Source organism: Burkholderia sp. WSM2230, from assembly GCF_000472445.1.
GTDB lineage: Bacteria > Pseudomonadota > Gammaproteobacteria > Burkholderiales > Burkholderiaceae > Paraburkholderia.
Genome location: NZ_AXAJ01000012.1, coordinates 1 through 23440, shown reverse-complemented (window position 1 = coordinate 23440; position 23440 = coordinate 1). Strand labels below are relative to the sequence as shown.

General features: G+C 63.9%; 20 protein-coding genes. 16 read left to right on the top strand and 4 right to left on the bottom strand.

Translation table 11 applies throughout. The annotated features are described in order from the left end of the window. Positions 1–186: 186 nt before the first annotated feature. Positions 187–393: a cold-shock protein gene (locus A3AC_RS0121330; RefSeq protein ID WP_007180614.1), complete on the top strand. Its 207-nt coding sequence runs from the start codon at positions 187–189 to the stop codon at positions 391–393. 247 nt (positions 394–640) lie between these two features. Here A3AC_RS0121330 and icd read toward each other — a convergent pair whose 3' ends face one another. Then, entirely contained in the window at positions 641–1903 is a 1263-nt protein-coding gene (icd, locus tag A3AC_RS0121325) for an NADP-dependent isocitrate dehydrogenase (protein WP_025601252.1), read from the bottom strand. A 340-nt stretch (positions 1904–2243) separates the two neighbouring features. On the opposite strand from icd, the gene A3AC_RS0121320 reads away from it, so the two are divergent. The 11 genes from A3AC_RS0121320 (at position 2244) to A3AC_RS0121260 (ending at position 15108) form a co-directional block, all read left to right on the top strand. Next, positions 2244–2813: a pseudouridine synthase gene (locus tag A3AC_RS0121320; RefSeq protein WP_025601251.1), complete on the top strand. Its 570-nt coding sequence runs from the start codon at positions 2244–2246 to the stop codon at positions 2811–2813. 386 nt (positions 2814–3199) lie between these two features. Then, entirely contained in the window at positions 3200–3391 is a 192-nt protein-coding gene (locus tag A3AC_RS0121315; protein WP_025601250.1) for a hypothetical protein, read from the top strand. 145 nt (positions 3392–3536) lie between these two features. Then, a complete protein-coding gene (locus tag A3AC_RS0121310) occupies positions 3537–4043 on the top strand; it encodes a DUF192 domain-containing protein (protein ID WP_025601249.1) in 507 nt (168 codons plus the stop codon). Positions 4044–4498: 455 nt separating this feature from the next. Next, positions 4499–6604 carry an elongation factor G gene (gene fusA, locus A3AC_RS0121300; protein WP_025601248.1) on the top strand — a complete coding sequence of 702 codons (2106 nt, stop codon included), beginning with the start codon at positions 4499–4501 and terminating at the stop codon, positions 6602–6604. A gap of 221 nt (positions 6605–6825) precedes the next feature. Beyond that, positions 6826–7344 (top strand): cupin domain-containing protein, encoded by a 519-nt coding sequence (locus A3AC_RS0121295; RefSeq protein ID WP_025601247.1) that lies wholly within the window; start codon positions 6826–6828, stop codon positions 7342–7344. 24 nt (positions 7345–7368) lie between these two features. Further along, positions 7369–8397, top strand: a complete 1029-nt coding sequence (locus tag A3AC_RS0121290; protein WP_025601246.1) for a HoxN/HupN/NixA family nickel/cobalt transporter — start codon at positions 7369–7371, stop codon at positions 8395–8397. A gap of 394 nt (positions 8398–8791) precedes the next feature. Continuing rightward, positions 8792–10465: an ABC transporter substrate-binding protein gene (locus A3AC_RS0121280; RefSeq protein ID WP_025601245.1), complete on the top strand. Its 1674-nt coding sequence runs from the start codon at positions 8792–8794 to the stop codon at positions 10463–10465. Between the two features lie 43 nt (positions 10466–10508). Next, positions 10509–11516, top strand: a complete 1008-nt coding sequence (locus tag A3AC_RS0121275) for an ABC transporter permease (protein WP_025601244.1) — start codon at positions 10509–10511, stop codon at positions 11514–11516. Next, positions 11513–12382 carry an ABC transporter permease gene (locus tag A3AC_RS0121270; protein WP_025601243.1) on the top strand — a complete coding sequence of 290 codons (870 nt, stop codon included), beginning with the start codon at positions 11513–11515 and terminating at the stop codon, positions 12380–12382. Before A3AC_RS0121275 ends, A3AC_RS0121270 begins: the two co-directional genes overlap by 4 nt. After that, the gene (locus A3AC_RS0121265) at positions 12379–14529 is read left to right on the top strand and encodes an ABC transporter ATP-binding protein (RefSeq protein ID WP_025601242.1); all 2151 of its coding nucleotides are present in this window, start codon (positions 12379–12381) and stop codon (positions 14527–14529) included. Before A3AC_RS0121270 ends, A3AC_RS0121265 begins: the two co-directional genes overlap by 4 nt. A gap of 96 nt (positions 14530–14625) precedes the next feature. Beyond that, positions 14626–15108, top strand: a complete 483-nt coding sequence (locus tag A3AC_RS0121260; protein ID WP_025601241.1) for a hypothetical protein — start codon at positions 14626–14628, stop codon at positions 15106–15108. Between the two features lie 89 nt (positions 15109–15197). On the opposite strand, the gene A3AC_RS0121255 is transcribed toward A3AC_RS0121260, so the two are convergent. Next, the gene (locus A3AC_RS0121255; protein WP_025601240.1) at positions 15198–16043 is read right to left on the bottom strand and encodes an aldo/keto reductase; all 846 of its coding nucleotides are present in this window, start codon (positions 16041–16043) and stop codon (positions 15198–15200) included. A gap of 217 nt (positions 16044–16260) precedes the next feature. Here A3AC_RS0121255 and A3AC_RS0121250 point away from each other — a divergent pair, with 217 nt between their 5' ends. Then, positions 16261–17007 carry a GntR family transcriptional regulator gene (locus A3AC_RS0121250; RefSeq protein WP_025601239.1) on the top strand — a complete coding sequence of 249 codons (747 nt, stop codon included), beginning with the start codon at positions 16261–16263 and terminating at the stop codon, positions 17005–17007. A gap of 76 nt (positions 17008–17083) precedes the next feature. Here the strand turns inward: A3AC_RS0121250 and A3AC_RS0121245 are convergent, their stop codons facing one another. Then, a complete protein-coding gene (locus tag A3AC_RS0121245; protein WP_025601238.1) occupies positions 17084–18493 on the bottom strand; it encodes a CoA transferase in 1410 nt (469 codons plus the stop codon). A gap of 139 nt (positions 18494–18632) precedes the next feature. On the opposite strand from A3AC_RS0121245, the gene A3AC_RS0121240 reads away from it, so the two are divergent. Continuing rightward, positions 18633–19862 (top strand): citrate synthase family protein, encoded by a 1230-nt coding sequence (locus A3AC_RS0121240; protein ID WP_025601237.1) that lies wholly within the window; start codon positions 18633–18635, stop codon positions 19860–19862. 66 nt (positions 19863–19928) lie between these two features. On the opposite strand, the gene A3AC_RS0121235 is transcribed toward A3AC_RS0121240, so the two are convergent. Next, the gene (locus A3AC_RS0121235) at positions 19929–20234 is read right to left on the bottom strand and encodes a DUF2917 domain-containing protein (protein ID WP_025601236.1); all 306 of its coding nucleotides are present in this window, start codon (positions 20232–20234) and stop codon (positions 19929–19931) included. Between the two features lie 165 nt (positions 20235–20399). Between A3AC_RS0121235 and A3AC_RS0121230 the strand changes: the two genes are divergently transcribed. After that, positions 20400–21809, top strand: a complete 1410-nt coding sequence (locus A3AC_RS0121230; protein ID WP_025601235.1) for an aminotransferase-like domain-containing protein — start codon at positions 20400–20402, stop codon at positions 21807–21809. A gap of 97 nt (positions 21810–21906) precedes the next feature. After that, on the top strand, positions 21907–23367 hold the full coding sequence (gene mdtD / locus A3AC_RS0121225) for a multidrug transporter subunit MdtD (protein WP_025601234.1): 1461 nt from the start codon (positions 21907–21909) through the stop codon (positions 23365–23367). Positions 23368–23440 lie beyond the last annotated feature (73 nt).

Here is a 23440-nt window from a genome sequence, read left to right as displayed (position 1 = left end):
CGACGTCTCAAAATCTTCTTGACACCCGAATAAAGAGCCTCAACAATCAAGCTGGCACTTTTTTCACTGCGCCAAATTTCGAAAAAATGCCGATGGTGAGCTTGTGAGGAGGGAGCGGCTGCATCGCGCGGTCGTCGAGCTTTTCGAGGGCTCGTGGTAGTGACATGAGTTACAGGGGAAGTTGGAATGGCAACTGGTACGGTCAAATGGTTCAATGACGCAAAAGGTTTCGGATTCATCACGCCGGATGAAGGCGGCGAGGATCTGTTTGCACACTTCTCGGCCATCCAGATGAATGGGTTCAAGACCCTCAAGGAAGGCCAAAAGGTGACCTTCGAGGTCGTGCAAGGCCCGAAAGGCAAACAGGCATCGAACATCCAGGCACCTGCCTGATATCTGTTCGATACCCGTCCTTTTGAAACCCGGCTTCGCGCCGGGTTTCTTTTTGGCCGGTTGTTTCAGGCTGCTGCCTTCACCTTCCCGGTTTCATTTGCAGGCACACCGAATTCCCAAATAACGGGCAGTATTCCCGTAACTATGCCGAGCACTGCCGCACCACCAAGGCAACAAAAAACCCAGCTGATTATTTGATCAGCTGGGTTTCCATAACCGAAGCGGGCGTCGCCAAACGCCCCTTGAATCACGAATTCATATTCTCGATCATCACCTGCCCGAATCCTGAGCAGGAAACCTGCGTCGCGCCTTCCATCAGGCGCGCGAAGTCGTAAGTAACGCGCTTTTGCAGAATCGACGTTTCCATCGACTTGATGATCAGATCCGCGGCCTCGAACCAGCCGAGATGGCGCAGCATCATTTCCGCCGAAAGAATTTCCGAACCCGGATTCACGTAGTCTTTGCCCGCGTACTTCGGCGCCGTGCCGTGAGTGGCCTCGAACATCGCGACCGAATCGGACATGTTCGCGCCCGGCGCAATGCCGATGCCGCCCACTTGCGCGGCCAGTGCGTCGGACACGTAGTCGCCGTTCAGGTTGAGCGTGGCGATCACGTCATATTCCGCGGGGCGCAGCAGGATCTGCTGCAGGAAGGCGTCGGCGATCACGTCCTTCACGACGATGTCGCCGCCCGTCTTCGAGTTCTTGACCTTCATCCACGGACCGCCGTCGATCAGCTCGGCGTTGAATTCCTTCTGCGCGAGCGCATAACCATAGTCACGGAACGCGCCTTCCGTGTACTTCATGATGTTGCCCTTGTGCACGAGCGTGACCGAGCGGCGGTCGTTGTCAATCGCATACTGGATTGCCTTGCGCACGAGACGCTCCGTGCCCTCGCGCGACACCGGCTTGATGCCGATTCCCGACGTTTCCGGGAAGCGGATCTTCTTCACGCCCATTTCTTCCTGCAGGAACCTGATGACCTTCTTCGCCTGTTCGGACTCGGCCGGCCATTCAATACCCGCGTAGATGTCTTCCGAGTTCTCGCGGAAGATCACCATGTTGGTCTTCTCCGGCTCGCGCACCGGCGAGGGCACGCCCTTGAAGTACTGCACGGGGCGCAAGCACACATATAGGTCGAGCTCCTGACGCAGCGCGACGTTCAGCGAACGGATGCCGCCGCCGACGGGCGTGGTCAGCGGCCCCTTGATGGACACGACATATTCCTTCAGCACTTGCAGCGTTTCTTCCGGCAGCCACACGTCCGGCCCGTAGACCTTGGTTGATTTTTCGCCCGCGTAGATTTCCATCCAGTGGATTTTTCTTTTGCCCGCGTAGGCTTTTTCGACCGCGGCGTCCACGACCTTGATCATGACCGGCGTGATGTCGAGGCCGGTGCCGTCGCCTTCAATGAACGGAATGATCGGCTGGTCGGAAACGTTGAGCGAGAAATCCGCATTGACGGTGATCTTGTCACCACCGGTCGGAACCTTGATGTGCTGATACGGCATGATCGGACTCCAGTGAAGGCTGTGCTGAAAGCTGAGGGGAGACTGCCAAAATTGTGCTTCTCGCTACGCGCAATGCCGGACGCGCGCACGCGGCCTGGCGGTTATTCTAGCCCACGCGGGGGCGGCGTCGAGGCGCGGGCGGCTCGGGGTTTTCCAACATGCAACGGCCGTGAATCACTGCGCTCCGCCTGCTGTCTTGTATAAGACCCACGCCGTCTCGCGACGCCGCATGCTTTATTATCCCGCCATTCGCCGCAGGCATCGCCCCTGCGGTCCGGTGTCGCGACTTCATGCCCATGCCCATGCCGCGAAGCGCGCTGCAAGACTCCATCATCTGCTCATGCGTCTACTTGCCCTTAACAAGCCGTTCGGCACCATCTGCCAGTTTTCTGCGCACGAGACGCGCGCGTCGCTGGCCGACTGGGTCAAGGCGCCGGGCGTCTATCCGGCCGGCCGCCTCGATTCGGACAGCGAAGGCCTGCTGCTTCTCACCGACGACGGCGCATTGCAAGCGCGTATCGCCGAACCGCGTCACAAGCTCGTCAAGCGTTATTGGGCGCAAGTGGAAGGCGCGGTGGATGCCGCCGCGCTGAAGAAGCTCGCGCGCGGCGTCGACCTGGGCGACTATGTGACGAAACCGTGTCGCGCCGAATATGTCGACCCGGCCGACAGGCTCTGGCCGCGCACGCCGCCCATTCGTTATCGCGCCGCGATTCCGACGACGTGGATCGAGCTGTCCATCACCGAAGGCAAGAACCGCCAGGTGCGCCGCATGACGGCCGCGGTCGGCTTTCCGACGCTGCGCCTCGTGCGGGTCGGCATCGGCGCCCTCGATATTTTTTCGCTTGGACTGCAGCCCGGCGAGAGCGTCGATTTGCCGCTCAACGCGCCTTGGGAAGGCCTCGCGTAAATCGCTAACCCGTTGTATGCGCAAACAAAACCGCGCGTGAAACTTGCCGTTGAAAAACCGTGAAACGGCGTCTCGCGCGTGCTTCGTCCAAAGCCTGGTTCACCTCAACGTCGCGCCGTCAAAGTTTCAGGACGCTTCGCGTCAACCGGCGCGCAAGCTCAGGCGTTATTCGACGCAGATGCCGCCCGAAGCTGTCCGGCATTCAGCCTTAAGGGCCTTTGTACACGCCGCTTGCGCGGTCAGTGGAGGCAGTCTGAGCGCTCGGCAGACGCGTCGAAAATTTGTTCGATGCGACTGTCAACCGAAAGGTGGATGGCACGTTTACCGACATGACTCAAACATAACCGGGTCATTTGGTTAATTAACTCAAGCTGAGGATTTTCAAAATGAACAAACTGATCGCCGCTCTGGTCGCTGGCCTCTTCGCAACGGCAGCATTCGCACAAGCTTCGGCACCGGCAGCAGCTCCGGCAGCACCGGCAGCAGCTTCGTCGGCAAAGAAGACCACGAAGCACGCTCACAAGAAGTCGCACAAGAAGGCAGCAGCTGCTGCAGCCGCTTCGGCAGCTTCGGAGTAAGTTTGTTGTAAAAACGCAGTCAAGAACTACGCTTCATTGCCGTTCTTACGGCGTTGAAAGGCAGATCACCGCAAGGCGATCTGCCTTTTTGTTTTTGACGCGCTCGCGTAACATTCCCCGGTTAATTTCAGCAAGGAGTCATGCCGTGCGATTTCCCCTGCGCTCGTTGATGGCGCGTTTCGCCGTTGCCGCAATCCTGCCGTTCGCGGCGCTGTCGTTTTCCGCTCTCAGCGCGCCACCCGTTCACGCGCAGCAGGTGCCGGCGGGCGCGAAACAACCGGGCGAGTTTCCGCGCGCGAAGCTGACCGCCGGCATGTTCGTGATCGACGCGGCCGTCGCCGCTAACGACGCGGACCGCGAGCAAGGTCTGATGTACCGCACGAGCCTCGCGCCGAACGAAGGCATGCTGTTCGTGTTCAACGAAAACGCCGTGCATTGCTTCTGGATGAAGAACACGCTGATTCCGTTGTCGATCGCGTTCATGCGCGCGGACGGCACTGTGACCGATATCGACGAAATGCAGGCCGAGACGACCAGCAACCACTGCCCGAAGAACAACGGCGTGTATGCGCTCGAGATGAGCAAGGGCTGGTTCACGTCGAAGGGCATCAAGCCTGGCATGAAGATTCAGGGGCTGCCGGCGGCGCAGTAATCGCAACCAGCCGCGCGCGGTCAGGCGCCGCCGAATGCGCGTGCGGGATGGTTCGCCGCCGCGCGTTTGGTTGAGCGGCTGATGCGCGTCCGATTGCCGATCTGATCGCCGATCTGGTTGCACCCTGGGAACTCCATGGCCGTTTCCACCACTGAGCGAAGGGCTGACCGCACGCCCGCTTCCCTCCTCCTGGCCTCGCCGTAACCCCGGCGCCTCGACCCAAACGCACAGGCTTTCTGCGCTTATTGCCGGTGTCGCACCGCGGCGCGACGCACAGCGCCCGGAACCCGCCCGCGACGGCCGTCCCGCACCGCCGCCCGCCTGGCAAGATTCCTGCAAAAGACGGGCCGACGCGCTATCCTAGTATTCTCAGCAACGCAGCAATCCCGCGGTCCGGCCGGCACCAGGTGCCGGCCGGCCAGGCGTTTCAGGCGCGCTATTCCAAGGAGGTTCACGTGCCCCGCAAGACTCCCATCGAGCGCTACCGGAATATCGGCATCAGCGCTCACATCGATGCCGGCAAAACCACCACCACTGAACGCATCCTGTTCTACACCGGCGTGACCCACAAGATCGGCGAGGTTCACGACGGTGCGGCGACGATGGACTGGATGGAACAGGAGCAGGAGCGCGGCATCACGATCACGTCGGCGGCTACCACCGCCTTCTGGAAAGGCATGGCCGGCAATTATCCGGAGCACCGGATCAACATCATCGACACACCGGGGCACGTCGACTTCACGATTGAAGTCGAGCGCTCCATGCGCGTGCTCGACGGCGCCTGCATGGTGTACGACTCGGTGGGCGGCGTGCAGCCGCAATCGGAAACCGTGTGGCGCCAGGCGAACAAGTACAAGGTGCCGCGCATCGCGTTCGTCAACAAGATGGACCGCGTCGGCGCGGACTTTTTCCGCGTGCAGCGGCAGATCGGCGACCGCCTGAAGGGCGTCGCCGTGCCCATCCAGATTCCGGTCGGCGCGGAGGACCACTTCCAGGGCGTCGTCGACCTCGTCAAGATGAAGGCGATCGTCTGGGACGACGACAGCCAGGGCATCAAGTTCGAGTATCAGGACATTCCGGCCGAACTCGCGGCCACCGCCAAGGAGTGGCACGACAAGATGGTCGAGGCCGCTGCCGAGGCGAGCGAAGAACTGCTCGACAAATACCTGGGCGGCGAAACGCTCACTGAAGAGGAAATCAAGCAGGGTCTGCGTCAGCGCACCATCGCCAATGAAATCGTGCCGATGCTGTGCGGCAGCGCGTTCAAGAACAAGGGCGTGCAGGCCATGCTTGACGCGGTGATCGACTACCTGCCCTCGCCGGTGGACGTGCCCGCGATTCTCGGTCACGACGAACACGACAACGAAGCGGAGCGTCATCCGAACGACGACGAGCCGTTCTCCGCGCTCGCCTTCAAGATCATGACGGACCCGTTCGTCGGTCAGCTGATTTTCTTCCGCGTCTATTCGGGCGTGGTCAATTCGGGCGACACGGTCTACAACCCCGTCAAGGAGAAGAAGGAACGCCTCGGCCGGATCCTGCAGATGCACGCGAACGAGCGCAAGGAAATCAAGGAAGTGCGCGCGGGCGACATTGCGGCGGCCGTCGGTTTGAAGGAAGCGACCACGGGCGACACGCTGTGCGATCCGAACAAGGTCATCATCCTTGAAAAGATGATCTTCCCCGAGCCGGTCATCTCGCAGGCTGTCGAGCCGAAGACCAAGGCCGACCAGGAGAAGATGGGCATTGCGCTGAATCGTCTCGCGCAGGAAGACCCGTCGTTCCGCGTGCAAACGGATGAGGAGTCGGGCCAGACGATCATCTCCGGCATGGGCGAGCTGCACCTCGAAATTCTCGTCGACCGGATGAAGCGGGAGTTCGGCGTGGAAGCGACGGTCGGCAAGCCGCAGGTGGCCTATCGCGAGACGGTGCGCAACAAGGTCGAAGACGTGGAAGGCAAGTTCGTCAAGCAGTCGGGCGGGCGCGGCCAGTACGGCCACGCCGTGATCACGCTCGAACCGGCGCAGCAGGGCAAAGGCTACGAATTCGTCGACGCGATCAAGGGTGGCGTGATTCCGCGCGAATACATTCCGGCGGTGGACAAGGGCATCCAGGAAACGCTGAAGGCCGGCGTGCTGGCGGGCTATCCGGTGGTCGACGTCAAGGTGACGCTCACCTTCGGCTCGTACCACGACGTGGACTCGAACGAAAACGCCTTCCGCATGGCCGGCTCGATGGCCTTCAAGGATGCAATGCGTAAAGCGAAGCCGGTGCTCCTCGAACCGATGATGGCCGTCGAAGTCGAAACGCCCGAAGACTTCATGGGCAACGTGATGGGCGATCTGTCGAGCCGTCGCGGCATGGTGCAAGGCATGGAAGACATCGCGGGCGGCGGCGGCAAGCTGGTGCGCGCGGAAGTGCCGCTCGCGGAAATGTTTGGCTATTCGACGTCGCTGCGCTCGGCGACTCAAGGCCGCGCGACCTATACGATGGAGTTCAAGCATTACGCGGAAACGCCGAACAACGTCGCGGAAGCCGTGATCAACGCCAAACAGAAGTAAGCCCTGCGGGCAGCGGACAGCCGGGCTGCGGCAGTCGGCGGTCCGACTGACACGCGCTGACTGGAATACACGAAGCCTGTCCCTCACGGACAGGCTTTTTTTTGCCGACACGAGGACCGCGCCCGCGCCGTCCACGCCCCACGCGCATTTTTTTACCGTGTAAAAATGCGGGACGGCGCCGCGAACTTCGCCACGCCTTGCAGCCCACGAGGAGACATGCGATGAGCCAGGATCACGAACATCCGCATTACAACGACGAGAGGAACAAGGAGGCGCCTGTCGATTGGCGCGAGCACGGCGTCAAGGTAATCAGAGGCGATCAGCTCGACACCAACACGCCGCAGACTCCAGGCATGAACCGCGCCGCCGCGATCAATGCTGCGCGGGTCGGCGCGCAGAAAATCTGGGCCGGCACGGTGACGATCCATCCGAATGCAAAGACGGGCGCACATCATCACGGCGCGCTCGAAAGCGTGATCTACGTGGTGCGCGGCCAGGCCCGCATGCGCTGGGGCGAGCATCTCGAGTTCACCGCCGAAGCAGGTCCCGGCGACTTCATCTTCGTGCCGCCGTATGTGCCGCATCAGGAGATCAACGCGAGCACCGACGAACCGCTCGAGTGCGTGCTCGTACGCAGCGACAACGAGGCGGTGGTGGTCAATCTGAATATCGACGCCGTCGAGCAACCGGAAACGGTGTACTGGGTCGACCCGATTCACAAACATCCGCACGATCACTAACCCTCGTTCACGACCAAGCGACTCATGACGCCGACTGCCTCTCTGCGCCCTCGTCTACTCACGCTGTACGCGGTTCTGATCGCAGCCAATGTCGCCGCCTGGGCATGGGCGCTGATAGCGTTTCGCCACTATCCGCTGCTGCTCGGCACCGCGCTGCTCGCGTATGGTTTCGGTCTGCGTCATGCCGTCGACGCTGACCATATCGCCGCCATCGACGCCGTCACGCGCAAGCTGATGCAGACCGGCAAGCACCCGCTCGGCGTGGGTCTCGCGTTTTCGCTGGGTCATTCGACGATTGTGATTCTCGCCACCCTCGGCATAGCCTGGAGCGCGCATTCGCTGCACGGCCGCTTCGAGACTTTCAAGGCGGTGGGCGGCACACTCGGCACACTCGTTTCGGCGACGTTCCTGCTGGTGCTCGCAGCTGTGAATCTCGTGATTCTGCGCGACGTATGGCGCCGCTATCGTCATGTCCAACGGGACGGCGAACCGGCTGTCGCCGCGCTCGATATTGTGCGGACGTCTGCTCCCGGCGGGCTTCTGGCGCGCGCGCTGCGGCCGCTGTTCCGGCTCGTGACCCGAAGCTGGCATATGTACCCTGTCGGCGTGCTGTTCGGCCTCGGCTTCGACACGGCCACCGAAATCGGCTTGCTTGCGCTTGCTGCGTCTGAAGCCGGCAAGGGCCTGCCGCTGTATTCGATCCTCGTGTTTCCCGCGCTCTTCACCGCGGGCATGACGCTCGTCGATTCGACGGATAACGTACTGATGGTCCACGCCTACGGCTGGGCGATGGACGACCCGAAACGCAAGCTCTACTACAACGCGAGTATCACGTTCGTTTCGGCGGTCGTGGCGATCGTGATCGGCACAGTGGAAGCGTTGGGGCTGCTGTCCGACAAGCTCGGACTGATTGGCGGCATATGGGACGTGGTGACGCGCATCAACGAGCAGTTCGGTGTGCTTGGCTACGGGATCGTCGCTGCGTTCATCGCATGCTGGATCGGCTCGGTGCTATTTCATCGCTGGCGGCGGCCGGCCGTCGCGATGCGGTAAATGCAACCGCCATTCGACCGGACAACGATGCTCGAACGGTCAAGCTTGCCACGGCTTGCGTTGCGCCTGGTTTGCGGCGATTCCTTTGCGGCGATTCATTCGCTATAGCGCCGACAAGCAGACCGTCACTACGATCGTGTCGCGCGCAACGCACCGTACAGCTTCTGCGCGATGTCGTGTCAGGCCGCCCCAACCGTTGTGACGACGACACACACCGGCCCTTTTTATCCGCCGATCGCGGACCTCACGCCGCCGCAAGCGCTCCAATCCATGAGCAATCGCTTAAACTGAAACAGCCTTGCATCGCCGAAATTGCGCCCGCCGCGCAGCAGCCTGCCGCGCATCCGGCGCGGCGTATCAGAACCGGCAACCGAACGGACTGGATATTCCCACGATGAAGACTCCCGCTGACCGATTCCCCGCTCTCGAACTCGCCCGTCGCGACGCTGACGCCTATGGCAATCACGCCATCGACGAATTTCTCGCCGGCCGCATCACACGGCGCGAACTGCTGCGCCATGCGAGTGTGATCGGTTTATCGCTGGTGGGCGGCGGCGTGCTGAACGCGCCGCGCGCGTCGGCACAAGGCAGCGCGAAACCGGGTACGCCTTCGAATCAGACGATTCGTGTGGCCCATCTCACGCCGGCGGGCGCGGTCGACCCGCTCACTGTGACAGATGCCGCGAGCCTCGCGCTTCTCAACCAGACCGGCGAATTCCTGATCGACGACGACGGCGAGAAACTGATGCTGAAGCCGGCGCTCGCCTTGTCGTGGAAGCCGAACGACAAGGGCGACGTGTGGACTTTCAAGCTGCGCGAGAACGTCAAGTTCCACGACGGCCAGCCGTTCACGGCCAAAGACGTGGTGGCCACATTCGATCGCCTCGCCGATCCGGCAAGCGGCTCGGCGGCGCTTTCGGTACTGAAGGGCGTGCTCTCCAAAGGCGGCGCGAAGGTAGTCGACGAGCACACCGTCGCTTTCCATCTCGATGCGCCGAACGGCAACTTCCCGTACTACGTTTCCTCGGACAATTACAACGCCGTGATTCTGCCCGCGAACTACGCGGGCGGTTATGAAAAAACCTTCATCGGCACGGGGCCGTTCAGGTTCGAGAAGTATCAGCCGAAGGTGGGCGCATCGTTCGTGCGGAACCCCGATTACTGGGGCGAAAAAGCGTTACCGGAACGCGTACAGTTTTCGTTCTATGCGGACCAGCAGGCACAATTGCTCGCGCTGCAAGGCCATCGGGCTGACGTCATGGGCACCTTCACCGTGCAGGGCGGCGCCGCGATTCTGAACAATCCGGATTACAAGGCAGTCGGCGTCAAGTCGAGCGCGCATCGGCAGATTCATATGCGCAACGACAATCCGCTCTTCAAGGACAAGCGCGTGCGCCAGGCGCTGGCCTTGTCGCTCGATCGCGAGGTGCTGGTGCGCGGGCTCTTCAAGGGCCGCGCGCAGCTTGGCAACGACAGTCCGTTTGCGCCGGTGTTTCCTTCATCGGACGCGGGTGTGCCGCAGCGCAAGGTCGACATCGCGAAGGCGAAGCAGTTGCTCGCGCAAGCGGGTGTGCCAAACGGCTTCGACGTCACGCTGACCACCGAAAAGTACATGGAGATTCCGGACCTCGCGGTCGTCGTGCAGAACGCGGCGAAGGCAATCGGCGTGCGCATCAACCTGAAGGTCGAGAGCCAGTCGCTGTATTACGGCGCCGGCACGCCGGGCAAGTCGGACTGGCTCGACTCGCCGCTCGGCATTACCGACTACGGTCATCGCGGCGTGCCGAACGTGTTCCTGAATGCGCCGCTCACGAGCAACGGCACATGGAACGCGGCGCACTTCAGGAATCCGCAATACGATCAACTGGTCGCACAGTTCGTTGCGGCCGTCGACCTGGCATCGCAGAAGAAAATCTCCGGCCAGATCCAGACACTGTTGCTCGACGAAACACCGCTCATCATTCCGTTCTTCTACGACCAACTGATCGCCATGCGCAAGGGCGTGAACGGCGTGCGCTTCACAGCGCTCGCGCAGCTTTATTTCGACCGCGCGGTGCTGAGCGCGTGAGCGTTTCGCGCACGCGCCGCGTTTGACCGGCCAGGCGTTCATCATGTCGAGCACTGTGAACTCTTCCGCTTCCGCGCCGAATGGCAACGCCGGCCGCGTTGCACGCTTTCTTGCGACGCGCGCCGGGTTGTCGCTGATCACGCTGTGGCTGTTGTCGGTGATCGTATTCGCGGGCGGGCAACTGCTGCCCGGCGACATCGGCCGCGCGGTGCTCGGGCCGCTCGCCGACGCGCGCGCGGTCGCCGCGCTCAATCATCAGCTCGGCGCCGACCGTCCGCTGATGACGCAATACGCCGAGTGGATCGCGCATTTCGTGCGCGGCGACATGGGGCTTTCGTACGCGTATCGCGAACCGGTGGGACCGTTCATCGCCGACGCGCTCGCGCATTCCGCGAAGCTCGGCTTCCTCGCGTTCATCGTGGTCGTGCCGCTCGGCATCGCGGGCGGCGTGTGGTCCGCCATGCATGCGGGACGCTGGCTCGATCGCACGATCAGCATCGCGGGATTGTCGGCCACCGTGGTGCCGGAATTCGTCTCGTCGATCGTGCTGATTCTCGTCTTCGGCGTGTGGCTGCGCTGGCTGCCTATCGAGGCCTCGTATCCGCCCGGCGCCGGCGCGCTCGAACAATTGCGCTACCTGATCCTGCCGGTGCTGCCGCTCGTACTCGTATTCTTCGGCTACATCGCGCGAATGGCGCGCGCCGGCACCGTCGAAGCGCTCGACGCCGACTACACGCGCACCGCAATTCTCAAGGGCCTGCCGCGCCACGTCGTGATCTGGCGGCACGTGCTGCGCAATGCGCTCCTGCCGACCATCACCGTGGCGGCGACTCAGCTCGGCTACATGATTGGCGGCCTCGTGGTGGTGGAAACGCTGTTCCGCTATCCGGGCATCGGCTCCTTGATCTACAACGCCGCGAAAGCCAAGGACTTTCCCATGCTCGAAGCCGGCGTGCTGACTATCGGTGTCGTGTACACCGTCGCCAACCTGTTCGCGGATGCGTTGCACGTGCTGCTTAATCCGCGCCTGCGCGTGAGGAGCGCCGAATGAGCACGATCGTTCCACCGGCCGCGCCGCGCGCCGCCGGCGAGCCGCGCTTCGACCAGTTGCGCGTGCTGCTGCGCTCGCCGACCTTCGTGGTAGGCGTGCTCATCGTCGCGTGGTGGGTCGTGTGCGCGATAGCCGGCCCCTGGTTCGTGCCGGTCGATCCCTATGCATCGGACCCGCTCAATTCGTTGATGCCGCCGGATCGCGGGCACTGGTTCGGCACCGATCAATTGGGCCGCGACGTGTTCTCGCGCGTGATCGTCGGCGCGCGCGACATTCTGACGATTGCGCCACTGGCCACCCTGCTCGGCACTGCAGCAGGGACGGCGCTCGGGCTCGTGGTCGGCTACTTCGACGGTTGGGTCGACAACGTGGTGGGGCGCGCGATCGACGCGGTTCTTGCACTGCCGCTCGTAATCGTCGCGCTGCTCGCGCTGGCGGCGGTAGGCGCGTCGAACTTCACCGTGATATTCGTGATCGGCATCACCTTCACGCCGATCACGGCGCGCACCGTGCGCGCCGCGGTATTCGCCGAGCGTCATCTGGACTATGTGGCCGCCGCGCAACTGCGCGGCGAGCGCGCGCCCTACATCATGTTCGCGGAAATACTGCCGAACGTGCTGCCGCCCATCATCGTCGAGGCCACCGTGCGGCTCGGCTATGCGATCTTCGCGGTCGCCACGCTCTCGTTTCTAGGCTTCGGCATTCAGCCTCCTTCCGCCGACTGGGGCCTCGCGCTTTCCGAGTCGTACACGCTGATGGCGGGCGGCGCATGGTGGACCGTGGTGTTCGCGGCCGGCGCAATCGCCACGCTGGTGGTGGGCGTGAATCTGATCGCCGACGGCGTACAAGGCGTGCTCGACCGATGAACGGACCGCCGCCCTCCTCGTTCCCCGCCTTCGACGTGTCGAAGAGCGACCGCACCGATGCGCTGACCGTCGTCGGCCTGACGGTCACATACCGGATGCGCGGACGCGATCGCGAGGTGCTGCAAGACGTGTCGTTTCGCGTGCGGCGCGGCGAAGCCTATGGCCTCGTCGGCGAATCGGGTTGCGGCAAGTCGACGGTGGCGATGGCGGCGCTGCGCTATCTGCCGCGCAACGGCAAGGTGAAGGCGGGCAAGATCGTGATCGCCGGCGCGGAGGTGAACAAGCTCGATGCCGACGCTTTGCGCATGCTGCGCGCCAATACGATTTCGATGGTCTATCAGGACCCGGGCCGCGCGCTGAATCCATCGCTGACGATTGCACGGCAAGTGTCCGAAGCATTCGAAGCCGCAGGCGTCGCTCCCGACGAAGCATTGCAGCGCTCGCTCGAGATGCTGCAACGCGTGCGCATTGCGTCGCCGGAACGGGTGATGCACAGTTATCCTCATCAATTGTCGGGCGGCATGCAGCAGCGCGTGGTGATCGCCATGGCGCTCGCGTCGAACCCCGCGCTGCTGATTCTCGACGAACCCACCACCGGGCTCGACGCCACCGTCGAAGCGGAAGTGCTCGACCTCGTCGCGCAACTGCGCGCGGAGCTCGGCACCGCGGTGCTGTTCATCAGCCACAACCTCGCGGTAATCAGGCGCATGTGCGAACGCGTCGGCGTGCTGTACGCAGGCAAGCTCGTCGAGGAAGGCGCGACCGAAGACGTCTTCACGCGCCCGCGTCATCCGTACACGGTGGGGCTGTTGCGCTGCCTGCCCACAGAAGGCCGCAGCAAGGACAGCGAGCGGCTCGATACGATTGCCGGCGGCCTGCCCGCGCCGGGCTCGGTAACGCAAGGCTGCATCTATGTGGAACGCTGCCGTCTCGCCGACGAGCGCTGCCGCCGCGAAGCACCGCCGCCCTATCGCGTGAGCGCGGCGCACGGCGATCAGATGTCGCGCTGCCACTATCACGAGCGCGCCATCGAGTTGCCGCGCTCGAGCGCGAGCCTGCCCGTGCACGATCACGTGATGAGCGGCAGCACACCGCGCGCGCTCGTGCTGCGCGCTGAGAATCTGTCGAAGACGTTCCATGTATCGGGCACGACGCTGCGCGCGGTGGACAACGTGTCGCTCGACCTCGCAGCCGGCGAGACGCTCGGGCTTGTCGGCGAATCGGGCAGCGGCAAGACGACGCTCGCGAAGCTGATGCTCGGTCTTCTCACGCCCGACGCCGGCAGCGTGCTCGAACTGGACGGTGCGCCGCTCGCCGCGCGCGTCACGCGACGCAACGACGAGCAGGTCAAGTCGCTGCAGATCGTCTTTCAGAATCCAGACTCGGCGTTGAACCGCGCGCATTCGGTGAAGCGGCTGATCGGCCGCGCGTTGTCGCGTCTGGGCGCGCTGCGCGGCGCCGCCATCGACGAGCGGCTTGCCAGCCTCACCGCCGCGGTGCGTTTGCCGGAGCGCTATCTCGGCTCGCGCACACGCCAGCTTTCCGGCGGACTCAAGCAGCGCGTGGCCATTGCCCGCGCATTCGCCGGCGAGCCGCGCGTGGTTGTGTGCGACGAACCGACTTCCGCGCTCGATGTCTCGGTGCAGGCTGCGATTCTCAATCTGCTTGCCGATCTGCAACGCGAGCGCGGCGTGAGCTATGTGTTCATTTCGCACGATCTGCACGTCGTGCGTTATCTGTCCGACCGCATCGCCGTGCTGTACCTGGGCAGACTGCTCGAGATCGGGCCCGCTGCTGCGGTGTTCGACGGGCCGCAGCATCCTTATACGGAAGCGCTGCTGTCCTCGGTACCCACGCTTGGCGGCGAGACCGGTAAAACCCGCATTCACCTTTCCGGCGATTTGCCGAGCGCCGCGTCGCCGCCGTCCGGTTGCGTGTTTCATACGCGCTGCCCACGCAAGCTGGGCGCGATCTGTGAACAGCAGGACCCGCCGTTTGCGGAAGCAGGCGACGGCGCCACGCATCTGATCCGCTGTCATATTCCCGTCGACGAGTTGCGCGTGCTGCAAGCCGCCTCGCGGCGCGAGTCGAATCACATTCGCGGCGACGCGCCAACCGGCTCCGCGAAAAACGCCGGACCGGACTGATGGCGATAGATGTGGACGGCGCGCGCATGGGCCTGGAACCAAAGCACGGCAATTGCCTCATATCAGATTCAACGTTCGATATGAGGGCACCACAACATGCATCCAAACGTCCCCAGCTTTGCGGCACGCGCGATCGCCGGGCTTGCAGCGGCCGCCGCTTTCGGCTTCGCCCCGCTCGCCCATGCGCAGAGCGGCACGCCCGCTCCGGCGCCCGCCGCGCAGCCGCTGTCGCCCACGTTGTCGCAGTCCGCGCCGCCTGTCGATCCGAGCTTCTCTGCCTACTCGCTCGCGCAGACCTGCAAGCAGAAGAGCGATAACGTCGCGCAGGGCCAATGTGTCGGCGCGATTCGCGGCATCATCCACGGCTATCAGTACGGCGTGCTGTTCCTTGGTCAGCGCACGTCCTTGCCGACCAACGAAACGCAGCGCGTGTCGCTGTGTCTGCGCAATACGCCGGTGTCGACGCTCGTCGAGGAATTCGTTGCGGACGCGGGCCAGGTCAACGACGACTCGCTGAAGCACACGCCGGCTGAGGTGGCGGTGCTGGGCTCCGTGCACATGCATCACAGCTGCAATTGACGATGCGCGGCGCCTGAATCGCGCCGCCGCATTCCTGGGCGACCATTCATGCCCGCCATCCGCGCCTCGCGGCTGCGGCGCGCCCGCGCTCAGAGCATTTCCAGTGCGCGTTTGCCGCGCGGCGGCTTGAAGTAGCCGTCGATGGCAGCGAGTTCCTGAGCGTCGAGCCGCAACTCGAGCGCGCGGTAGTTGTCGCGCACGTGCTCGACGCGGCCCGCCTTCGGAATCGCGAACACGCCGGGCTGCTGCAGCACCCACGCCAGCGCAACCTGGAACACGGAGACGCCGCGCGCGCCTGCAATGTCGTCGAGCGGCGAGCGTTTCGGCAAACGCGCGTGATCGACGGGACTGTAGGCCATGGCCGGCATATCGCGCGCGGCAAGCCACGGCAGCAGATCGAACTCCGGCCCGCGCCGCGCGACGTTATACAGAATCTGATTCGTCGCACACGCCGCGCCGCCGGGCGTGGCGACAAGCTCTTTCATGTCGTCGGTATCGAAGTTGCTCACGCCCCAGTGGCGGATCTTGCCAGCCTCGCGCAGCGCTTCGAAAGCGCCCACCGTCTCCGCGAGCGGCACCGAGCCGCGCCAGTGCAGCAGATACAGATCGAGCCGGTCCGTCCTCAGACGTTTGAGGCTCTGTTCGCACGCGGCGATCACGCCGCGCCGGCTCGCGTTATGCGGATACACCTTGCTGACGAGGAACACCTGGTCGCGCAGTCCCGCGAGCGCTTCGCCGAGCAGAGACTCGGTTGCGCCGTCGCCGTACATTTCGGCGGTATCGATCAGCGTCATGCCGAGCTCGATCCCGCATCGCAGCGCGTCGATCTCCGCCGCCCGGCGCGCGGGCTGCTCGCCCATTTCCCATGTCCCTTGCCCGAGTTTCGGGATGCGTTCGCCGTCGGGCAGGCTCACGCTTGCGATATCGCTCGTCATGCTGACTCCTGAAGTGACTGACTGTGGCTGGCTGTGACCGAAGCTTGGACCCCGCGCCGGCGCGGTCAACAGGCGCGTACGCACGGCAATGCTGCTCGATTCCTATCGACGAGTTTAGCGGCTGCGACCCGATCCGACAGACCACCAGGCAAAAGCCCGCTATAACGCGGCGCGCCGATGTCTTAGAATTGCTCCTCGCCCTTCTAGCGTAAGCCCCATGACCTCTGCCTCGGAAGACCGCTGGCGCGATCTGCGCCCGGACCCGGAAAACGACACGCCGCTTTATCTCCAACTTGCCCGCAAGCTCGGCACGGCGATTCACGAGAACCGCTGGAATGCCGGCGAAGCGCTGCCTTCGGAGCGCGTGCTCTCGGAGGCGCTTGGCGTTTCGCGAATCACGTCGCGCAAGGCGATTGCGTTGCTCGTCGAACAAGGCTTGATTCGACGCACGCAGGGCGCCGGCAGCTTCATCACACCACGCTATGAAGATCCGCTGTCGCGTCTGTCGAGTTTCAGCGAAATGTTGCGGCGGAGAGGTTTCACGCCGAGTTCGCAGTGGCTGTCGCGCGAGATTCTGCCGGCCAATCGCGAAGAAGTGATACAGCTCGGGCTTTCGCCGGCTGCGGCCGTCACGCGGTTGCGGCGCTTGCGTCTTGCTGACGGCATCGTGATGGCGGTCGAAAATTCGACCTTTCCAGCAGCGGTGATTCCCGATCCACAGGCTATCGGCGATTCGCTGTACACGTATCTGGAGAACCGCGGATTAACGATCGTCCGCGCGCTGCAACATTTTCGCGCGGTCAATGCGAGCGAGGAGATCGCGCAGCAGATGAGCATTGCGCCGAATGAAGCGCTGCTGCTGATTACGCGCGTGGGCTACACGGCGGATCAGCGCGCGATTGAACTGACCGATACGTATTGCCGCAACGATTACTACGATTTCGTGGCTGAATTGCGGAAGTAGGCAGGTCTCGGTCGGTCATGCAACGTTTGGATGCGGGGCTGTGACGCGGCCGTTCTGATGCAACCGCATCGCATTGTCAAAGCCACTTCGCCTCATGCGCGCCGATCCGCGATGGCGGCAACGCTAGAAACGCCGGCGTCTCCTCGAGCTGCTCGGCAGGCTGCACGGCCTGCACACGACCAAACTCCGACTGAACGGTATCGATGCAGTCGCGCACGTCGTCGAGCGTGACGTCACGCGCTTTCCATCCATCAGGAATCTCGCCGAACGATTGCAGCCACCGGCCTGTCTGGGCAAGCGACACTTTCACGTGCCAGCTTCCGCCTTCGGTGGCGCGTCGGGCCAACGCGGCCATCGCGCCGAACGCGGCGAGATAGCCGGTCGCGTGATCGAGCGCCTGACACGGCAAATGTCTTGGCTCGTGCGATGCCACCGCGCGCTGCTCAGTCACCGCTATACCGCTTGCAGACTGCACGAGACTATCGAAACCGCGCCGCGCGGCCCACGGCCCTTCGTATCCATACGCGCACACCGACACATACACGATGCCGGGCCGCATGCGCGCGGCATCGTCCGGACCGAACCCGTGCGCCGCTAGCGCTCCCGGGCGATATGCCTGCAGAAACACGTCGGCATCGCGCGTCAAACCGCGCAGCGTCTCGCGGCCCGCCGCGTCGCGCAGATCGAGCACGGCCGAGCGCTTGCCGCGGCTGTTGTCGATAACCAGCGGCGCAATGTTCGGCAGATGCGGGCCGTTGATCATCAGTACCTCGGCGCCATGCTGCGCAAGCGCGCGCCCGCCCACCGGCCCGGCGATGATGCGGGACAGGTCCAGCACGCGCACACCGGAAAGCGGCCGGCTGCCGCCGTTGCCGGAAGGCGATGCATGCCGCGTCGGCAGTTGTGGAGGCGCATCGCCGATACGCTCGATTTCGAAGAGCGGCAGATGTGCAATCGCCTTCGCCTGATCGAGCGCGGCCCACTCGTTGGGCGTGCGGATCAGCGCGGCGCACAGGCCCGCATCGGCGAGCGTCTGGTCGAGCGTCGCGCCGTCCCAGCCGCGTATCGCCGACGCGACCGCCGAGCGATCGTTCTCGCAGCCGAGCACCTTCAATACGCCCGCAAGGTGATGCGCGAAGTTCGTGTGCAGTTGGAGCCAGCGGCCGTCGCGCGTCTCGTAGAAGCCCGTTACCGGATCGCGCAGCGCGGGCGGCGGCCCGCCGTCGATTCGCAGGTACCGTTCACTGCGAAACGATGCCAGCGCACGCCGCATGTCCACGCTCACGCGCTGTCCGCGCCCCGTGCGCAACCGATGATATTCCGCCGCCGCCAGCCCCGTTGCAGCAATGGTGGCCGAAGCCAGCGCGCCGACGCGATACACCGACGGCAATGCCGGCTCAGTGCCGCTGAAGTGAACCGAACGGAGCGCGGCGGGCTCGCAGCCAGCAAGGGTCCAGAGGGAATCGAGCGCGATTTCAGGGGTCATGGCGATCACATTCGAGTCGAGCAATGTGATCGAGTCTAGGAGTGCGCCCCGCTTGAATCAATCTTGATTATGATAATCAATATATATTGATTTCTTTGCTTGTCGTCCACTTACTGCTGCTACTTCATCGCTAGTCATCATGCCCATTTCCGATTCGCTGACCGCCGCCGAAGCCGCCGCCGAACTCGGCATCAGCCTCGCCACGCTTTATGCGTATGTGAGCCGCGGCTTGCTGAGTTCGTCGCCGCATGCGCAAGGCAAGCATCGCCGCTACGACGCGCGCGAAGTGCGGCGACTCGCGCGGCGCAAGGCAGACGGCAAGCGCGCCGGCAAAGTCGCACAGAAGGTGCTGGATTGGGGCGTACCGGTGCTCGAGTCGTCGATCACGCTCGTCGCTAATGGCCGCCTGCTATATCGCGGGCGCGATGCGATGGAACTCGCGCGCACCCAATCGCTGGAAGATGTGGCGGCGCTGCTATGGGAATGCAGTGGGGCGCGCATTGCGGCTGCGCCGGCCGTCCCGCTCGCCCCCGCGCAATGGGCCGCGTGGCTCAAGCTGTGGGGCGACAGCACGCCACTCGACCGCGCGCTGGTCCTGTTGCCGGCGGCCGCGGCGCAAATGCCGCGAGTCTGGGCGCTCGGGCGCGATGCGCAACTGGACAACGCCTGTGCGGTGATGCGGTTGCTGGCTGCGGCGATGATCTCCGGCGCGCCGTCGAATGCGCCGCTGCATCGGCAATTGGCATCCGCGTGGCAAGTTCGTAACCGGCAGCAAGCGGCGCTGCTGCGCGCCGCGCTGGTGGCGTGCGCGGACCATGAGCTGAACGCGTCGACATTCACGGTTCGCTGCATCACGTCGACGGGCACGCACCTGTTCGGCGCGGTCGCGGGCGGTCTCGCCGCGCTGGCCGGCCCGCGGCACGGCGGCGAAACAGTGCGCATCGCGGCGTTACTGGAAGAGGCGTCGCGCGCCGCGGATCTCGACCGTTATCTGGCCACGCGTCTGTCGCGCCACGAACATGGCGCACAGGGGCCGGTGCTCTCGGGTTTCGGACATCCGCTTTATCCGGACGGCGATCCGCGAGCGCGGCTGCTGCTGGAATTGCTGCAGGAGTGCGCGCCGGCACGCTCGCCGCTTGGCGAGGTTCAGGCGCTGGCGCGCGCGGTTCGCGATACGACGGGCGCGCAACCGACCGTCGACTTCGCGCTCGCGGCCATCGAGCGCGTGCTCAGCTTGCCCGCGGGCTCTGCGTTCACGATCTTCGCGACGGGCCGGGTGGTCGGCTGGATCGCGCATGCGATGGAGCAGGCGCGCGAGGGCGGATTAATTCGGCCGCGGGCGAGGTATGTGGGGGAGTTTGACGGATAAGGGATGAGCGATGAGGCCGGTGCGCGCAAACGCGTCTTCATCGACCTTCACTCTAACTGACCGCCCTCAGGCGGCGCCGAGCCAGCGCGGCAGCCAGTCCTGCACTGACAAGCCGCGCATCGGCCGCGCCGCGCCACGTTCCGAGCCGCTTGCGAGCGCGAAGCGCGCACCGGCCTGCCCCGCACTGATCCACGCGACTGCCTGGCGCGGCAGCTCGATCGATTCGCCCGTGGCGAGCCAGTAGTCTTCGCTGTCGCCCTCGACCGTCAGCCAGATCTCACCCGAAATCACCTTGAAGGTGGACGGGCGCGCGACACGCCAGGCCGCCGCCGGCTCGTCATGTTCCAGTTCGAAAATCCGCACTTCACGCATTGCCGTTCTCCTTCAAAGAACTTTTCCGTTGTATCGATTATTGTCGTGCGATGATCGGATACCCATGCACAGTTCCGAACACTTTCGTCGGAACTGTGCAGTCGAAAAACCGAACAGTTGGCGCGCGACAGCGGACACTGCGAACCTCGTCCGGGAAGGAAGAGCATGCGACCTCAGATTCAGCTTGACAGAGACAACGGCGTCCCACTGACGGAGCAGATCGTCGCGGGCGTCACGACGTGGATCCGCACGCGCGCCGCGCATCCAGGCTCGAAGTTGCCGTCGATCCGCCAGTTCGCCGCCGACTACGGCGTCAGCCGCTTTCCAGTGATCGAAGCGTACGACCGGCTGGTGTCGCTGGGTTACGTGGACTCGCGCCACGGTTCCGGCTTCTATGTGGCCGACCGACTGCCTGGCGGCTCGCAGTGCGACGGCACGTCAGACCCGCGCCGCGCCGAGGACGAGTCCGGTCACCTGCTCCAGCAATTCAACCATCCGGGCGAGACGCTAAAGCTCGGCAGCGGATTCATCCCCGAAGCCTGGCGCGATACGGAGAGCATCGCGCAGGCAATCCGGCATGTCCTGCGCACCGATCCCGCGAGCATGGTCGATTACGCGACGCCGCTCGGCAACCTCAGCTTGCGCGAGCATTTGCACGCCCGCATCGCGCAACTGGGGATTCGCGCGGACACGTCGCAGATCGTCATCACCAACGGCGCGAGCCAGGCGTTCGACCTGTTGATGCGCTACATGCTGAAAGCGGGCGATACGATCTTCGTCGAAGACCCCGGCTACTACAACCTGTACGGGCTGCTGAAGCTGCACGGCGTCCGTCTGGTCGGCATTCCGCGCACGCGCAGCGGGCCGGACCTGGACGTCATGCAGGCGCAGTTGAAGCTGCACAGGCCGAAGCTCTTCTTCATCAACACCGTATTTCACAACCCGACGGGGACGACGGTTGCGCCGCCAGTCGCGTTCCGGCTGCTCCAACTCGCGCGCGAGCACGGCTTTACGATCATTGAGGACGATATCTACGCCGACTTCCAGACCGACGTCACCGACCGTCTTGCCACCCTCGACCAGCTCGAACACGTGATCTACATTGGCGGACTCTCGAAGACGCTGTCGTCGTCGTTGCGAATCGGCTGCGTGGTCGCGAGCCATTCGATCATCAAAGACCTCGTCGACATCAAGATGCTGACGAGCATCGGCGGCTCACTGTTTGCCGAAGCGGTGACCGCGTCGCTGCTCGAGCGCGGCGCCTACCGCAAGTATCTCGAACGACTGCGCCGCCGTATGCGCGACGCGCTGGGCTCGACGATACAGACGCTCGAAGATGCGGGCTGGGAAGTGTTCGAGAAGCCGGTCGGCGGCAAATTTTTGTGGGCGCGCGTGCCGCATGTGGACAATGCCGAACGGCTCGTGGAATGCGGCGCGCCGTTGGGCGTGACGGTCGCGCCCGGCAGCTACTTCCGGCCGGGAATGGAGCCGAGCCCGTGGATCCGGATTCACGCGGCGTTCGGTAACGAGCCGCGGGCGCAGGCATTTTTCAAGGCGGCGGCGCGGTTGCGCTGACGAACCGGGCGCGCCAGCCCGGACCGTGCCTGCGGCGTCCGCGGCTTTTCCATAGAATAGCGAGTCCCTGCCCGTCCCTGCGCCCAGCCGCTACTTCATGTCCACGCCGCCGACTCCACCCGCCCCCGCAACCGTCGCACCCAGCGCACCTTCTGCCCGCTCGCTCACGGTCATGTTGTGGCTCGTGGCGACGGGCTTCTTCATGCAGACGCTGGATTCGACGATCGTCAACACCGCGCTCCCCGCGATGGCGACGAGCCTCGGCGAACTGCCGCTGCGCATGCAGTCGGTAGTGATCGCCTATTCGCTGACGATGGCCGTGATGATCCCCGTCTCCGGCTGGCTCGCCGACAAGTTCGGGACGCGGCGCGTGTTCTTCAGCGCGATTCTGGTGTTCGCGGTTGGGTCGTTGCTCTGCGCGAATGCTCATACGCTGAATCAGCTGGTGGTGTTTCGCGTCGTGCAAGGCGTGGGCGGCGCAATGCTGCTGCCGGTCGGGCGGCTCGCCGTGCTGCGGACTTTTCCGGCCGAGCGCTATTTGCCGGCCCTCTCGTTCGTTGCGATTCCCGGACTGATCGGCCCGTTGATCGGGCCGACGCTTGGCGGCTGGCTCGTGAAGATTGCGTCGTGGCACTGGATCTTTCTCATCAATGTACCCGTGGGTGTGGCCGGATGCATTGCTACATTTATTTTCATGCCCGATAGCCGTAACGAACTGGTCGGCAAGTTCGACCTGAAAGGCTATTTGCTGTTGATCGTCGGCATGGTGGCCATTTCGTTTGCACTCGACGGCCGCACCGAATTCGGCATTCAACATGCGACCGTGCTGGTGCTGCTGATTCTGAGTCTTGCCTGCTTTGTCGCCTACGGCTTGCACGCCGTACGCGAGCCCGCACCTATTTTTCCGCTCGATCTGTTCAAGATTCATACGTTCAGCGTCGGACTGCTCGGCAATCTGTTCGCGCGGATCGGAAGCGGCGCGATGCCGTACCTGATTCCGCTGCTGCTGCAAGTGAGCCTCGGTTACAGCGCATTTGAAGCCGGCCTGATGATGCTGCCCGTCGCGGCCGCCGGCATGGCGTCGAAGCGGCTCGTGACAAAGCTGATCGTCAAGTACAGCTATCGCCGCGTACTGATCGCCAACACGGTTCTTGTTGGCTTGACGATGGCGAGCTTCTCGCTGACCAGCGCGGGCCAGCCGTTGTGGCTGCGGCTCGTGCAACTGGCCTTCTTCGGCGCCGTCAACTCGATGCAGTTCACCGCGATGAACACCTTGACGCTCAAGGATCTCGGCACCGGCGGCGCGAGCAGCGGCAACAGTCTGTTCTCGCTCGTTCAAATGCTGTCGATGAGCCTCGGCGTCACCGTTGCGGGTGCGCTGCTCGCGACTTTCACCGGCCTGTTGCCGCGCGTGACGGCTGCGAACTCGCTGCCCGCGTTTCATGCGACGTTTCTTTGCGTCGGCATTATTACCGCGGGTTCCGCGTGGATCTTCGCGCAGTTGTCGCCGGAGATCCGGACGCCGGGTAAAAAGACGGATCCTTCTGAGCGGACGTGAGGTGGTGGGGGGGTGGGGTTTTGGGGCGTGGGGTTTTGGGGCGTGGGGTTTTGGGGCGTGGGGTTTTGGGGCG